Below are 13,672 nucleotides of genomic sequence, written 5' to 3' on the forward strand. Positions count from 1 at the left end.
GCGACCGGTCCGGTCCCGGCACCAGGTTCGCTCGAATCCGCCCGGAGCGGGGTGCGGGGCCGCGGCCGGCGTCAGCGGCGCTTGCGCGCCGTACCGAAGACCGACCGCGAGATCTCCCGGCCCAGCTGCGTCCCGATCGACCGGGCCAGCGAGCGGAACAGCCCGCTGCCCACCACCTGTTCGGCGAGCGAGGGGGCGGGCTCGGGGGCCCTGCGGGCCGCCTTCCCGGCTTCCCTGGCCTCCGCCCCGGCCCGCTTCTCGGCCTCCGCGGCGGCCGCGGCCGCCTCAGCCGCCGCCTCGGCCGCGGCCTGCTCGGCGCTGATCTTCTCGTACGCGGACTCGCGGTCGACCGGCTCCGCGTAGCGCGGGTACAGCAGCGAGCCCTTCACCGCCGCGTCCAGGGCGGCCGCGTCGACCGGCCCCATGAGCGACTGCGGGGCGCGCAGCCGGGTCGCCGCGACGGGGGTGGGGGCGCCGTTCTCGCTGAGCACGGTGATGACCGCCTCGCCGGTGCCGAGCCCCGTGAGGAGCTCCTCCAGGTCGTACGCGGAGTGCGGGAAGGTCCGCACCGTCGCCCTGAGCGCCTTCGCGTCGTCGGGGGTGAAGGCGCGCAGCGCGTGCTGCACGCGGTTGCCGAGCTGGGCGAGCACGTCCGCCGGTACGTCCTTGGGCGTCTGCGTCACGAAGAAGACGCCGATGCCCTTGGAGCGGATCAGGCGCACGGTCTGGGTGATGGAGTCGAGGAAGGCCTTCGAGGCCCCGTTGAACAACAGATGGGCCTCGTCGAAGAAGAAGACGAGCTTGGGCTGCTCCAGATCGCCGACCTCCGGCAGGTCGTTGAACAGGTCGGCCAGCAGCCACATCAGGAAGGTGGAGAAGAGCTGCGGCTTGTCCTGGACGGCCGGGAGCTCCAGTACGGAGACCACTCCGCGGCCGTCGGCTGCCGTGCGGAGGAACTCGCCGGTGTCGAACTCCGGCTCGCCGAAGAACTCGCCGGCGCCCTGCTGCTCGAAGGCGGTGAGCGCCCGCAGGATCACCCCGGCGGTCACCGTCGACAGTCCGCCGATGCCCTTGAGCTCCGGCTTCCCCTGGTCGGAGACGAGGAAGGCGGCGACGGCGCGCAGGTCCTTGAGGTCGACGAGCTCCAGGCCCTTGGCGTCGGCGTAGTGGAAGATCAGGCCGAGGGACTGCTCCTGCGTCTGGTTGAGCTGGAGCACCTTGGACATCAGGACCGGCCCGAAGCTGGTCACGGTGGAGCGGACCGGGATCCCGGGGCCGATGCCGCCGAGCGAGTAGAACTCGCTCGGGAAGCCGGTGGCGTGCCACTCCTGGGCGACGTCGGCGGCGCGCTGCACGACCTTCTCGTGGGAGGCGCCGGGCGCCGAGATCCCGGAGACGTCGCCCTTAACGTCCGCGAGGAAGACCGGGACGCCGTTGGCGGAGAGCTGCTCCGCGATGAGCTGGAGGGTCTTGGTCTTGCCGGTGCCGGTGGCGCCAGCGACCAGCCCGTGCCGGTTCAGCATCGACAGGGGGATGCGGATCTGGCGGTCCGGCAGGCAGACGCCGTCCCAGAGCAGGGCCCCCAGGTCGAGGGCGGGGCCGGTGAAGGCGTATCCGGCGGCGATCCGCGCGGCCGGTCCGGAATCGTCGTCCGGTCCCGCCGCGTCGGCCGCCGCGCCCGCGGCCGGTGCCGCACCGTCAGCCGGGGTGCTCGCGGGCGTCGTGGCGTCTGGGTCGGTGCTCTCACTCATGCATCACTCCCGAGTTGGTGCCGTTCGCCACTTTTGCACCAACCGTGCAAGGCTGCGCCCGCAGGCACCGGCCCGGTAGGCTTTCCGTGTGATCTTCAAGCGCATCGGTAACGGAAAGCCGTACCCCGACCACGGCCGGGAAAGCACCCGGCAGTGGGCGGACGTCGCGCCGCGCCCGGTCCGGCTCGACCAGCTGGTGACGACCAAGGGGCAGCTCGACCTCGAAACGCTGCTCGCCGAGGACTCCACCTTCTACGGCGACCTCTTCGCGCACGTCGTCAAGTGGCGGGGCGACCTCTATCTGGAGGACGGGCTGCACCGCGCCGTGCGCGCCGCCCTGCAGCAGCGCCAGGTGCTGCACGCCCGCGTCCTCGAAATGGACTGACGACCCGCCGACGGCCCGCCCCGGTGCCCGTCGGCGGCCCCGCGGCCGGTCCCCGCGCCGAGCGTCGGCGCTTCGTACCGGATTGCGCCTTTCGGGTCGCCCTTTGCGTATCAGCACATCATCGAGTGGGCATCGCCGGTGGGCGGCACTACGCTGCGCTCATGAGCATGCTCACTCCCCCCGGCATGGGCGGAAAGTACCGCGTCACGGGAGCGGCTTACCCCCGCATGAGCCGTAAGCGGAGCCTCCGCCGGATCGTCCTCACCGCACTCGGCGCGGTCCTCGCCCTCGCAGTGATCAGCTACGGGGCACTGCAGCTCATCGACGTGTTCCGGGGCGACAGCCTCAAACGGAACACGGCGGCCGGCGCCGGGGACTGTCCGACCGCGAAACCCGCGGCCGCCGTCAAGGGCGCCCCCGCGGCCGCCCCTTCGACGTCTGCCAAGCCGGCCGTCGTGCTGCCCCAGCCCGGCCAGATCACGGTCAACGTCTTCAACGCGACCCCGCGCGCCGGGCTGGCGAAGGCAGTCGGCGACGAGCTGAAGAAACGCGGCTTCCTCGTCGGCAGCGTCGGCAACGCCCCGGCCACCTTCGACAAGAAGGTCCCCGGCACCGGGATACTGGTGGGCTCCCCGGCCACCGACAAGGCCGCCTTCGCCGTGCTCGGCACCCAGCTGACCGGCACCACGCTGCAGACCGACAACCGCGAGGGCGCCGACATCGACCTGATCCTCGGCGACGCCTTCAAGGAGCTCAGCACGAAGGAGGACGCGGACAAGGCACTGGCCCTGCTGGCCAACCCCGCACCCGCACCCGCCAAGAACTGCTGACGGCCCGGAGCCCCGGAGCCCGCGGGGCTCCGGGGCTCTCCTGTGCCCTCCGCCGCTCCCGCTCCCGCGGGTCGCGGCCGCCGGGACGGCTGCGCGCTACTCGGCGGAGCCGTACATCCGGTCACCCGCGTCGCCCAGCCCCGGCACGATGTAGCCGTGCTCGTTGAGCCGCTCGTCCACCGCGGCGGTGACCACGGTCACCGGCGTGCCCGCCAGGTCGCGCTCCATGACCTCCACGCCCTCCGGGGCGGCCAGCAACACCACGGCGGTGACGTCGTCGGCGCCGCGCTTGATCAGCTCGCGGATCGCCGCGACCAGCGTGCCGCCGGTGGCGAGCATCGGGTCGACGACGTAGACCTGACGGCCGGAGAGGTCCTCGGGCATGCGCGTCGCGTACGTGGAGGCCTCCAGGGTCTCCTCGTTGCGGACCATGCCCAGGAAGCCCACCTCGGCGGTCGGCAGCAGCCGCACCATGCCGTCGAGCATGCCGAGACCGGCGCGCAGGATCGGCACGACCAGCGGGCGCGGGTGCGACAGCTTCACCCCGGTGGTGGGACCGACCGGGGTCTCGATGTCGGCCTGCTCGGTGCGCACGTCCCGGGTGGCCTCGTACGCGAGCAGGGTGACCAGCTCGTCGGCGAGGCGGCGGAAGGTGGCGGAGTCGGTGCGCTTGTCGCGCAGGGTGGTGAGTTTGTGCGCCACCAAGGGGTGATCGACGACCTGCAAACGCACAACATCCTCCAAGACTCGGAAACCCAGGGTTCTCGACCTGCGACCTGCGAAAACGGCCGCACGACGCGACCCGCACCCAAAAGGCTACGCGCTGCCGGAGGCGCTTCACGTCTCAAGGCGCGGACGCACCGCCGCCGTCTGGAGATGCGGCCCGGGTGCGCACCCAGCACGCTGGACGGATGAGCAGCGCACCGGTGATCGCGGCCGTCGACGGATCCGACCACAGCCTCGGAGCCCTGGAGTGGGCCCGGGCCGCCGCCCTGCGGCACCGTACCGGACTGCTGATCGCCCATGTGCTTCCCGACCACGCCCAGTTGTACGCCGGCCGGCGGGCCGCGCTGCACGACGCCTCACAGCCCGACGAGTTCGCCGACCCGGTCCGCGACCGCATCCGGGCCCTCCTCGACAGCGGCCCGGAGCTGCCCGGCGAAGTGCGCTACGAGGCGCTGGAGGGCTCCGTGCCCGAGGCGCTGCGGGTCATCGGCGCGCGGTCCCTGATGCTGGTGATGGGCTCCCGGGGCCGCGGCGGCTTCGCCACCCTGCTGCTGGGCTCGAACAGCCGCGCCGTCTCCACGACGGCGCCGTGCCCGGTGGTGGTGGTCCCGCACGAGGAGCGCCGCGCCGGCGCCGCGCCGGACGCGTCCGCCGGGCGGGTGGTCCTGGGGCTGCACGCCGCCGAGACCCCCGAGGACGTACTGGACTTCGCGTTCGCGGAAGCGGCCGCACGGGGGACCACCGTCCAGGTGGTCTCCGCGTACCTGATCCCGCCCTCGCCGACGCTGGTGATGGACAGCCCCTTCGCGGTGATCCCGCCGGAGGGGCTCGCCGACGGCGGGGACGCCGTGCCGGCCGAGCGGGAGATGCTGCGCTCCCAGACGGAGCGGCTGGCCCCGCTCCGGGCCCGCCACCCGGACGTCCCCGTCGAGCAGGCCGCCGTCCCCGGGGACCCGGCGGGCCGACTGGTCGAAGCCTCCCGCTCGGCGGCCCTCGTCGTCGTGGGCCGCCACCACCCGCGCCGCGGCGCGATGTCGCTCCTCATGGGGTCGGTCGCCAACGCGGTCCTCCAGCACGCGCACGGCCCGGTGGCCGTCGTCCCGACCCTCACGGACGACTAGGGCCGCCGGGCGACCGGTCTGACCTGCACCGGGGTGGCATCAATCGGGCCGACCGGGGGAAGGTGGTCCGCGGGGGGTCTGCTTCGCGCCGGCGGAGGAGGACGACCGGACCAGCCGGGGTGGTGGCCGATGCCCGACACGCAGTCGAGCGACGAGACCGACAACTACGGAACGCCGGAGACGGCGGCGCAGCGCCGTGCGCGGCGCGCGCAGTTCCTGCGCGACCTGAACGAGGCGCGCGAGCTGCGCGACCGCGTCCAGCCCCGGCGCGCCCGCGCGGCGCGGATGCGCCAGCAGATGCGCATGCGCACGTTCCGCTGGTAGCCCGGCGGGCAGCCCGGCGGGCGCGCCTCCGGACCGGGTCGCGGGCCGCGTCCGGCCCCGAACGGCCACCGGCGCCAGGGCCGCCCCGGCCCGCGCCGCGCCCGCCGACACGGCCGGGACGCGCCGGGCCGCGCGACCGCCGGAGCGGGCCCCGCCGGAGCCTCCGGACCCGTACGGCACCACCGTCCCGGGGTCCCCGTACGCGCCGCGCGGCGCACGGCACGGCGCGACGCAAGCGCGGAAGACCTCTCGCAAAGCCGCCGTTTCTGCCACGATGCCGATTGGGCGGGGCACGGGCGGCGAGCAGAACGGCCGTTCCACCCCATCCTCCGGCCGGGGGGACCTCCAACCGGCACGCCTAAGACCAGTGGGAGAGTCACGGTGTACTTCGCCGCACTGCTCGCGCGCACCGAAGACGGGTGGGAAGCGAGCGACATGGAACTCGACAACGTCGAGTCCCTCAGTGATCTGATCGATCTCGCCCGTTCCGCCGCTGTCGACGACGACACGGTGGTCGCCCTCATCGAGCAGGAGGACGCCTGGTTCGGCGTCGTCCGCGTGGACGGCGAGGAGGACCCGCGGTACTTCGTGTCGAACGCCGCCGGGGCCGCCCGCAGCTCCTACGGCTCGATGCTGACCAAAGAGCTGCTGGGCAACGACGAGGAGGACGACGACGAACTCGACGAGCTGGACCTGGACGGCACCGAGGACGGCGAGGAGGAGCCCGTCGCCCCGTTCGCGGCCGGGGCCGCCGACGCCGACGAACCGGGCGGGAGCGGCGCGGAGCCGGTACCGGCCGGGCCCCTCGGTGACCCCGCGCTGCTGGACGACCTCGGCGTGACCAACAAGCAGCTGATGAACCTGAATGGGGAAGCCCTCTCGGAGATCGCCGACTCGCTCGGCGCCACCGAGGTCCTGGAGGCCGTCCGCTTGTGACCGGCACGCACGACGCACCCCCCGGTCCCGATCCCGTACGGGACCCCTGGCGGGACTCCATGCGCCTCGCGCTCGTGGAGGCCGCCAGGGCGGTGCCGGCCGGCGACGTGCCGGTCGGCGCCGTGGTGCTCGGCCCGGACGGCGGGCTCCTCGCCACCGGGTACAACGAGCGCGAGGCGACCGGCGACCCCACCGCGCACGCCGAGGTGGTGGCGCTGCGCCGGGCGGCCGCCGCGGTCGGGGAGTGGCGGCTCCCGGGGTGCACCCTGGTGGTGACCCTGGAGCCGTGCGTGATGTGCGCGGGAGCGCTCGTCCAGTCGCGGGTGGCCCGGATCGTCTTCGGCGCCGTCGACGAGAAGGCCGGCGCGGCCGGTTCGCTGTGGGACCTCGTACGGGACCGCAGGCTCAACCACCGGCCCGAAGTCGTGGGCGGGGTTCTGGCCGAGGAGTGCGCCCGGCAGCTCACGGACTTCTTCCGGAGCCTGTGACGGATACGGATTTCAGAGCACGGTGCACCGTGGGCTAAGCTCTCTCTCGGTAGCGTGTCCGAGCGGCCGAAGGAGCACGCCTCGAAAGCGTGTGATGGTGCAAGCTGTCCGTGGGTTCAAATCCCACCGCTACCGCTCTGACCGAGAGCCCCGCCCCGCAAGGGTCGGGGCTCTCGGCGTTCCAGGGGGTGCACGAAACCTGCGGGGGCCGCTGAGGCCGCCGGCGGCTCCTCCGGGTTCACCCGTGGCCGGACGCGGCCGTTCGCGGCCGTTCGCGCCTGTCCGGCGGACGTCCGCGTGACCGCCCGGCGCCTCGGCCGTTGTCACGGCATGACCAAGACCCAGCGCATCCTCGCCGCCTTCGCCCTCGCGGGGGCCGCCGCGGGCCTCGCCGCATCCGCCGCCTCGGCCGCCCCGATCGCCCCCCTGACCCTGCCGGACCTCCCGACGGCGGCTCCCGGCATGCCGGCCGGGGCCACGCCCGGCTCCGTCCAGGAGATCGGCGCGAAGCTCAACCAGCTGAACGAGCTCAACCAGCTGATGGAGGTCCCGAACCACCTGGCGCCCGTGATCGCCCCCGTGGAGCCCGTCGTCGGCCTCCTGGGCGGCGTCCAGTAGCCGGCCGGCTCCTCCCCCGGACACGCGAAGAAGGCCCCGGCCTGAACCGGGACCTTCGACGCTCGGGACGGGGGGAGCGGCATCGGGGGGACAAGCCGCTCCCCCCGACGAGGACGGAACCTGCCAGTCCGGGCCGCAGTCAGGGGGAAGCTTGCGGCTCGGACCCCGCAGTGAGGTCCTGTCCCTCACCCACCGGTTTCCTGCCAGAACCGGTGGGCTCGCATCCATCCTGCGCCCGCGGCGCACACCGACCCGACGGCAAAGGACCCGGACCGCCGGGTCCTTGGTCCTCAAAGGCCTGGTGAGTGTCCAAACCCGACCGGTTAGACTCACCCGACTTTGGCAGGACCGGTTGGGGAGGCCGTCACCGCACATGGACACCAAGAAGCTCATCACGGGCGTCGTCACCGTGTTCGTCCTCTTCGTGATCATCACGCAGCCCAAACGGGCCGCCGAGATGGTCGGAATAGGCTTCCAGGGCATATCGGATGCCGCGTCCGGCATCGGCGAGTTCATGACCGAACTGGTGCGCTGAGCCCGTACGCTGATGCGGTTTCCGGATTCCCGGCCCCCCACTCCGACGGGTGGGGGTTTTTTGCGTACCCAGGACTGGGCATATTGCACCTATTTGGCCAACTTGCCGTCAACACGGCGTTATACGGTGCTTGCACACAGTGCATATCTCTTGTGATGCTATGACCGCTTTTAACGGATGAGTTGACTGAAGGGGTGGCGTGACCGTGCCGGCCAGTACTGCGCCTCAGGTGCCACCCCAGCAGGATCCCCAGCAGGACCGCCCACCGGTGTCGGCGCAGACGTCCCCGCAGGCGCCGCCCCAGCCGGGCCGGCAGGCCCCGGCGCAGGCATCCCCGTACGAGCCCCACCAGGAATCCCAGGTGCCTCTCCAGCAGGAATCCCGCCAGGAGACCCGCCCGGAGACCCGCCCGGAGACCCGCCCGGAGCCGGCGGAGGGACCGGGGCAGGAGGCGCAGCCGGGCGGACAGGCCGAGCAGGGCACTCAGGGCGAGGCCCAGGCCGCCGCACCGCCCGCCCCGGTCCCCCCGAGACCGTCCAGCAGGGGCGCGGACACCCGGGCGCTCACCCAGGTGCTCTTCGGTCAGCTGAAGAACCTGGAGCCGGGCACCGGCGAGCACACCCGGGTGCGCGGGGCCCTGATCGAGGCCAACCTTCCGCTCGTCCGGTACGCGGCCGCCCGCTTCCGCAGCCGCAACGAGCCGATGGAGGACGTGGTCCAGGTCGGGACCATCGGGCTGATCAACGCCATCGACCGGTTCGACCCGGAGCGCGGCGTGCAGTTCCCGACCTTCGCGATGCCGACCGTCGTGGGCGAGATCAAGCGGTACTTCCGCGACAACGTCCGCACCGTCCACGTGCCGCGCCGCCTCCACGAGCTGTGGGTGCAGGTCAACGCCGCGACCGAGGACCTCACCACCCTCCACGGGCGCACCCCGACCACCCCTGAGATCGCCGAACGGCTGCGCATCACCGAGGACGAGGTGCTGTCCTGCATCGAGGCCGGCCGCAGCTACCACGCGACCTCGCTGGAGGCCGCCCAGGAGGGCGACGGCATGCCCGGGCTGCTGGACCGCCTGGGGTACGAGGACCCGGAGCTTGCCGGGGTCGAGCACCGCGACCTCGTCCGCCACCTGCTCGTACAGCTGCCCGAACGCGAGCAGCGCATCCTGCTCCTGCGGTACTACAACAACCTGACGCAGTCCCAGATCAGCGCCGAGCTCGGCGTCTCCCAGATGCACGTCTCCCGGTTGCTCGCGCGCAGCTTCGCCCGGCTGAGATCCGCAAACAGGATCGAGGCGTAACCGGAACGAGTGGAGACCATTCCCTCGATTCCCGGCAGAACAGCCATATCCCCTTCTGACCTGGTCTGTCGCTGGAGATATATGTCGACTTGGCGCTACAGCGTGTTGCCGACATGTGACATTCTGCTGGAACCGCGTTTGCCGCAGCCCCGCCTCCGGTATTCAGGTGGAGGCTGCGTTCCTCTGACGGGCGCGCCGCACGCGACCGTCCGCGACCTCAAGGGGGTGGCATGTCCGTAGACCAGGGCAGCTCCAAGGTGCTCACGCTCGTCAAGAGCCCGACACCGGCAGTGTCCGACCGCTCGGAAGCCATCGACACCCGCACCCTCTCCCGCTCCCTCTTCCAGCGGCTCGCCTCCCTGGACGCGGACAGCCCCGACCGGGTGTACGTACGCGACACCCTGATCGAGCTGAACCTGCCCCTGGTGCGGTACGCCGCCGCCCGGTTCCGCAGCCGCAACGAGCCGATGGAGGACATCGTCCAAGTCGGCACGATCGGCCTGATCAAGGCGATCGACCGGTTCGACTGCGAACGCGGCGTCGAGTTCCCGACGTTCGCGATGCCGACCGTCGTGGGCGAGATCAAACGATTCTTTAGGGACACCTCCTGGTCCGTCCGCGTCCCGCGGCGGCTCCAGGAGCTGCGCCTGGCGCTGACGAAGGCCAGCGACGAGCTCGCCCAGAAACTGGACCGCTCGCCGACCGTGCCGGAGCTCGCCGCCGTGCTCGGGGTGTCGGAGGAGGACGTCGTCGACGGCCTCGCCGTGGGCAACGCCTACACCGCGTCCTCGCTCGACTCGCCCTCCCCCGAGGACGAGGGCGGCGAGGGCTCGCTCGCGGACCGCCTCGGCTACGAGGACACCGCGCTCGAAGGCGTCGAGTACCGCGAGTCGCTCAAGCCGCTGCTCGCCAAACTCCCGCCCAGGGAACGGCAGATCATCATGCTGCGGTTCTTCGCGAACATGACCCAGTCGCAGATCGGCGAGGAGGTCGGCATCTCCCAGATGCACGTCTCCCGGCTGCTCACCCGCACCCTCGCGCAACTGCGTGTCGGGCTGATCGGTGAGTAACCCGTACCGCGCCGTTCCCAATTGACGCAGCGTCAGCAAAACTGGCGCGATGCGAAAGGGATCTCGCGCGGCCGCTCTCCTCGCCCTGTGCTGCACGGCCGCCGCCGGCCTCACCGGCTGCAGCGGCCCGTCGCCGGACGGCTACGTCGCCGTGGGCGCCGCGGCCCCGGGCCCCGAACGGGGCGCGGGGGAGAACGTGGCGCCGCAGGGTGCGGTGGAGTTCCAGCAGCTCGGCGGCCCGTCCGCGGCGGGCGGTTCCGCCGGATCCCCCGGTACGCCCACCAGCAGCGCGGAGGGCCATGCCCAGGGCGGCTCCGCCCGGAGCGGAGCCCCGTCCGGCGCACCCGGCGGCCCGGCATCCGGCACCGGCGCACCACCGGGACCCGGGCACATCACCAGCACCCCCGGCGGCTCCGCCCCGCGGGACACCCCGGGCGGCCCCGGCGCGCCCGGTTCCGGCACGTCCGGGGGCGCGGGCGGTTCCGGGACCCCGCCCACCGCGCCGACGACCCCGCCGGGCACCGGGCCCGGCACGACACCGCCCGCGCCACCGCCTCCGGCCACTCCGGCGCGGCTGGCGGTCTCGGCCCCGACCAGGGCGGCCGCGGGCGACCGCTGGTGCGAGCGGGTCACCGTCACGTTCACCAACAGCGGCACGACCGCGGCCCGGTCCGGCACGGTCGGCTTCGCGACGCACATCATCGGCGCCCTCGGCGTCGACTGGGCCACGATCACCACCACCCAGCCGCTGCCGGCACCGATCGCGGGCGGCGCCGCGAAGACGCAGACCTACACCGTGTGCGTGGAGTCCTGGCGGGTCCCGCTGGGCATGCGGGTGGAGACCAGGAAGGTCACGGCAGCTTGGAGCTGAGCCGCGGGCGCGCGCCCGCGGAGGCGCGCGACGGGCCCGGGGGAGGGCGTACCGGATCGCGTCGGGGCACGGCGGGCCGGCCCACCGCGGGGCAGGCGGGCTCCGCCCGTGCAGGCCTTGCGGCACGCGCCGCTCTGCCCGGGGGCGCGCGCCGCTCCCGTCCGCGCGGGACGGCCCATACGACGGCCGTCCCGTGATCCGTCAGGGACGGCTCAGTGCAGGACGACCCACACGGCGGCGCCGATGGCGAGCACCAGACCGAGGGCGATGCCGATCCACTGCCCCTTCTTCGAGCCGGCCTGCTGCTGTCCCGCGCGGCGCTGCTGACGGGCGCCGGGGCCCGCCTGCCGGGTTGGAGCGGCTTCGTCGACGAACGCCCGGAACATCTGAGTGCTGCCCGCGGGGTCGTAGTTGCCCTCGGGGCCCTGTGAGTTGTGGTTCGCAGCCATGGATCAGGACCCTAGCCGGTTTTCCGATTCCTTTACCGCCCGACCCCCTCGATTCATTTGCCTGTAGCAACCATCCGCTTCTATGGTTGCTCTAAGCAACAAGATGAGGGGCTGCCCGGTGACCACTCCTACCGTTCCGAGCACATCCACCCGGTACCAGGAGCTGGCCCGCCAGCTGACCGGGATCGGCGCGGTCAAGCGCGACCTCGCCCGCACACTGCCCCCGGACTGTCCGGCCGGCGCCGCCGCCGTCCTCACCGTGCTCGACCGGCACGGCGAGATGCGGCTGAGCCGGCTCGCCGCGTTCATGGCGATCGACGTCTCGGTGACCAGCCGGCACGTGGCCCACGTGGCCGACCGCGGCTGGATCGCACGGGAGATGGACCCGGGGGACGGCCGCTGCCGGATCCTGCGGCTCACCCCGGCCGGGCGGGCGCTGCTCACCGAGCTCGGCGCCCGGTACACGGACGCGCTGGAGAGAGCCCTGGCCGACTGGTCCGCCCGGGACATCGACGAACTCAACACCCTGCTGGCCCGACTCCGATCGAGCTTCTAGTACGTAAGGAAACACATGGCTACGACCACACCCTCCGGTGTGCGGGGAGGCGGCGGCCAGTCGGGGACCACGTCCGACGGCACGTCCATGACCCACCCCCAGATCATGAAGGCGCTGTCCGGGCTCATGCTCGGCATGTTCGTCGCGATCCTGTCCTCCACGATCGTCTCCAACGCCCTGCCCGAGATCATCAGCGACCTCGGCGGCACCCAGTCCTCCTACACCTGGGTCGTCACCGCGGCCCTGCTCTCCATGACGGCCGCGACCCCGCTGTGGGGCAAGCTGTCCGACCTGTTCAGCAAGAAGCTGCTGGTCCAGATATCCCTGGTGATCTACGTCCTCGGCTCCGTCGTCGCCGGCCTGTCGCAGAACACCGAGATGCTCATCGCCTGCCGCGTGGTCCAGGGAATCGGCGTCGGCGGCCTGTCCGCCCTCGCCCAGATCGTCATGGCCGCGATGATCTCGCCGCGCGAGCGCGGCCGGTACAGCGGCTACCTCGGCGCGGTCTTCGCCGTCGCCACCGTCGGCGGTCCGCTGCTGGGCGGCGTCATCACCGACACCTCGTGGCTCGGCTGGCGCTGGTGCTTCTACGTCGGCGTCCCCTTCGCGATCATCGCGCTGGTCGTGCTCCAGAAGACCCTCAAGCTTCCCGTGGTCCGCCGTGACGTGAAGGTCGACTGGCTCGGCGCCCTGCTGATCAGCGGCTCCGTCTCGCTGCTGCTGATCTGGGTCACCCAGGCCGGCACCTCGTACGACTGGGTCTCCTGGCAGACCTGGGCGATGACCGGCGGCGCCGTCGCGCTCGGCCTGCTCTTCGTCCTCGTCGAGTCCCGCGCGAGCGACCCGATCATCCCGCTGCGGCTGTTCCGCAACAAGACCATCACCCTCGCCTCGGCCGCCTCGCTGTTCGTGGGCGTCGCGATGTTCTCGGGGACCGTGTTCTTCAGCCAGTTCTTCCAGCTGGCCCGCGGCGAGTCCCCCACGATGTCCGGAGTCCTCACGATCCCGATGATCGCCGGCCTCTTCGTCTCCTCCACCGTTTCCGGTCAGGTGATCACCAAGACCGGCCGGTGGAAGGCCTGGCTCGTCGGCGGCGGCGTGCTCCTGACGGCCGGACTCGGCCTGCTCGGCACACTGCGGTACGACACCCCGTACTGGCACATCGCGATCTACATGGCGCTGACCGGCCTCGGCCTCGGCATGATGATGCAGAACCTGGTCCTCGCCACCCAGAACCAGGTCGCCCCGGAGGACCTGGGCGTGGCCAGCTCCGTCGTCACCTTCTTCCGCTCGCTCGGCGGCGCCATGGGCGTCTCCGCGCTGGGCGCGGTCATGGCCAACCGGGTCACCCACTACGTCCAGGACGGCCTCACGGCGCTCGGCCCGAAGGCCGCGGCCATGGGCCACGGCGGTACCGCCGGGGGCGGGATCCCCAACCTCGACAAGCTGCCGGCACCGTTCCGCGAGGTCGTCGAGGCCGCGTACGGCCACGGCGTCGGCGACGTCTTCCTGTACGCCGCCCCGTTCGCGCTGCTCGGGCTGGTCCTGGTGCTGTTCATCAAGGAGGTCGCGCTGAGGTCGAAGCCGGCCGCCCACGCCCCGGCCGCCGGCTCCGGCACCGCGGCGGGCACCGAGGCCCCGGCCCCCGCGCAGGCCACGGTCTGACCTCCCGGGCCCTGCGACGAGACGCCGCGCCGCCCCGCGAGACC

The 13,672-nt window shown here is 72.4% G+C and carries 16 protein-coding genes and 1 tRNA gene; 14 read left to right on the forward strand and 3 right to left on the reverse strand.

What is annotated here, in order from left to right; all coding sequences use genetic code 11:
• Positions 1-71: 71 nt before the first annotated feature.
• Positions 72-1,751: a helicase HerA-like domain-containing protein gene (locus ACFWW8_RS08075; RefSeq protein WP_386525220.1), complete on the reverse strand. Its 1,680-nt coding sequence runs from the start codon at positions 1,749-1,751 to the stop codon at positions 72-74.
• A gap of 88 nt (positions 1,752-1,839) precedes the next feature.
• On the opposite strand from ACFWW8_RS08075, the gene ACFWW8_RS08080 reads away from it, so the two are divergent.
• Both ACFWW8_RS08080 and ACFWW8_RS08085 read left to right on the forward strand, forming a co-directional pair.
• On the forward strand, positions 1,840-2,136 hold the full coding sequence (locus ACFWW8_RS08080; protein WP_017240525.1) for a type II toxin-antitoxin system VapB family antitoxin: 297 nt from the start codon (positions 1,840-1,842) through the stop codon (positions 2,134-2,136).
• Between the two features lie 161 nt (positions 2,137-2,297).
• Positions 2,298-2,966, forward strand: a complete 669-nt coding sequence (locus ACFWW8_RS08085; RefSeq protein WP_386525222.1) for a LytR C-terminal domain-containing protein — start codon at positions 2,298-2,300, stop codon at positions 2,964-2,966.
• Positions 2,967-3,062: 96 nt separating this feature from the next.
• Here ACFWW8_RS08085 and upp read toward each other — a convergent pair whose 3' ends face one another.
• Complete coding sequence (gene upp, locus ACFWW8_RS08090) at positions 3,063-3,698, reverse strand: uracil phosphoribosyltransferase (RefSeq protein WP_386525225.1); 636 nt, start codon at positions 3,696-3,698, stop codon at positions 3,063-3,065.
• A gap of 179 nt (positions 3,699-3,877) precedes the next feature.
• On the opposite strand from upp, the gene ACFWW8_RS08095 reads away from it, so the two are divergent.
• From ACFWW8_RS08095 to ACFWW8_RS08140, 10 genes are all read left to right on the forward strand, one after another.
• On the forward strand, positions 3,878-4,813 hold the full coding sequence (locus ACFWW8_RS08095) for a universal stress protein (RefSeq protein WP_386525227.1): 936 nt from the start codon (positions 3,878-3,880) through the stop codon (positions 4,811-4,813).
• 129 nt (positions 4,814-4,942) lie between these two features.
• Positions 4,943-5,137 (forward strand): hypothetical protein, encoded by a 195-nt coding sequence (locus tag ACFWW8_RS08100; protein WP_386525229.1) that lies wholly within the window; start codon positions 4,943-4,945, stop codon positions 5,135-5,137.
• Positions 5,138-5,518: 381 nt separating this feature from the next.
• Positions 5,519-6,073 (forward strand): hypothetical protein, encoded by a 555-nt coding sequence (locus ACFWW8_RS08105; protein ID WP_386525230.1) that lies wholly within the window; start codon positions 5,519-5,521, stop codon positions 6,071-6,073.
• A gap of 59 nt (positions 6,074-6,132) precedes the next feature.
• Positions 6,133-6,561 carry a tRNA adenosine(34) deaminase TadA gene (tadA, locus tag ACFWW8_RS08110; RefSeq protein ID WP_386525749.1) on the forward strand — a complete coding sequence of 143 codons (429 nt, stop codon included), beginning with the start codon at positions 6,133-6,135 and terminating at the stop codon, positions 6,559-6,561.
• Between the two features lie 48 nt (positions 6,562-6,609).
• Positions 6,610-6,696, forward strand: a tRNA-Ser gene (locus ACFWW8_RS08115).
• Between the two features lie 195 nt (positions 6,697-6,891).
• Positions 6,892-7,179, forward strand: a complete 288-nt coding sequence (locus tag ACFWW8_RS08120) for a hypothetical protein (protein WP_386525232.1) — start codon at positions 6,892-6,894, stop codon at positions 7,177-7,179.
• A gap of 373 nt (positions 7,180-7,552) precedes the next feature.
• On the forward strand, positions 7,553-7,714 hold the full coding sequence (locus ACFWW8_RS08125) for a hypothetical protein (protein ID WP_386525234.1): 162 nt from the start codon (positions 7,553-7,555) through the stop codon (positions 7,712-7,714).
• A 361-nt stretch (positions 7,715-8,075) separates the two neighbouring features.
• Positions 8,076-9,017: an RNA polymerase sigma factor SigF gene (locus tag ACFWW8_RS08130; RefSeq protein WP_386525237.1), complete on the forward strand. Its 942-nt coding sequence runs from the start codon at positions 8,076-8,078 to the stop codon at positions 9,015-9,017.
• Positions 9,018-9,247: 230 nt separating this feature from the next.
• Positions 9,248-10,087: an RNA polymerase sigma factor SigF gene (locus tag ACFWW8_RS08135; RefSeq protein WP_351275052.1), complete on the forward strand. Its 840-nt coding sequence runs from the start codon at positions 9,248-9,250 to the stop codon at positions 10,085-10,087.
• A 49-nt stretch (positions 10,088-10,136) separates the two neighbouring features.
• On the forward strand, positions 10,137-10,958 hold the full coding sequence (locus ACFWW8_RS08140) for a hypothetical protein (RefSeq protein WP_386525240.1): 822 nt from the start codon (positions 10,137-10,139) through the stop codon (positions 10,956-10,958).
• Between the two features lie 212 nt (positions 10,959-11,170).
• Here the strand turns inward: ACFWW8_RS08140 and ACFWW8_RS08145 are convergent, their stop codons facing one another.
• Positions 11,171-11,407 (reverse strand): hypothetical protein, encoded by a 237-nt coding sequence (locus ACFWW8_RS08145; protein WP_386525243.1) that lies wholly within the window; start codon positions 11,405-11,407, stop codon positions 11,171-11,173.
• 118 nt (positions 11,408-11,525) lie between these two features.
• On the opposite strand from ACFWW8_RS08145, the gene ACFWW8_RS08150 reads away from it, so the two are divergent.
• Together ACFWW8_RS08150 and ACFWW8_RS08155 are read left to right on the forward strand one after the other, a co-directional pair.
• Positions 11,526-11,963 (forward strand): MarR family winged helix-turn-helix transcriptional regulator, encoded by a 438-nt coding sequence (locus tag ACFWW8_RS08150; RefSeq protein WP_386525245.1) that lies wholly within the window; start codon positions 11,526-11,528, stop codon positions 11,961-11,963.
• A 15-nt stretch (positions 11,964-11,978) separates the two neighbouring features.
• Positions 11,979-13,628, forward strand: coding sequence for an MDR family MFS transporter (locus ACFWW8_RS08155; RefSeq protein WP_386525248.1), 1,650 nt, complete (start codon positions 11,979-11,981; stop codon positions 13,626-13,628).
• Positions 13,629-13,672: the final 44 nt, after the last annotated feature.

The sequence above is a fragment of the Streptomyces sp. NPDC058701 genome (assembly GCF_042715295.1).
Lineage (GTDB): Bacteria > Actinomycetota > Actinomycetes > Streptomycetales > Streptomycetaceae > Streptomyces.

What these genes read in the sequence shown, in the direction of transcription:
- ACFWW8_RS08095 (WP_386525227.1), top strand. Translation starts at nt 3,878, where the DNA reads ATGAGCAGCGCACCGGTGATCGCGGCCGTCGACGGATCCGACCACAGC.
- ACFWW8_RS08140 (WP_386525240.1), top strand. Translation starts at nt 10,137, where the DNA reads ATGCGAAAGGGATCTCGCGCGGCCGCTCTCCTCGCCCTGTGCTGCACG.
- ACFWW8_RS08155 (WP_386525248.1), top strand. Translation starts at nt 11,979, where the DNA reads ATGGCTACGACCACACCCTCCGGTGTGCGGGGAGGCGGCGGCCAGTCG.
- ACFWW8_RS08125 (WP_386525234.1), top strand. Translation starts at nt 7,553, where the DNA reads ATGGACACCAAGAAGCTCATCACGGGCGTCGTCACCGTGTTCGTCCTC.
- tadA (WP_386525749.1), top strand. Translation starts at nt 6,133, where the DNA reads ATGCGCCTCGCGCTCGTGGAGGCCGCCAGGGCGGTGCCGGCCGGCGAC.
- ACFWW8_RS08075 (WP_386525220.1), bottom strand. Translation starts at nt 1,751, where the DNA reads ATGAGTGAGAGCACCGACCCAGACGCCACGACGCCCGCGAGCACCCCG.
- ACFWW8_RS08085 (WP_386525222.1), top strand. Translation starts at nt 2,298, where the DNA reads ATGAGCATGCTCACTCCCCCCGGCATGGGCGGAAAGTACCGCGTCACG.
- ACFWW8_RS08100 (WP_386525229.1), top strand. Translation starts at nt 4,943, where the DNA reads ATGCCCGACACGCAGTCGAGCGACGAGACCGACAACTACGGAACGCCG.
- ACFWW8_RS08135 (WP_351275052.1), top strand. Translation starts at nt 9,248, where the DNA reads ATGTCCGTAGACCAGGGCAGCTCCAAGGTGCTCACGCTCGTCAAGAGC.
- ACFWW8_RS08145 (WP_386525243.1), bottom strand. Translation starts at nt 11,407, where the DNA reads ATGGCTGCGAACCACAACTCACAGGGCCCCGAGGGCAACTACGACCCC.
- ACFWW8_RS08120 (WP_386525232.1), top strand. Translation starts at nt 6,892, where the DNA reads ATGACCAAGACCCAGCGCATCCTCGCCGCCTTCGCCCTCGCGGGGGCC.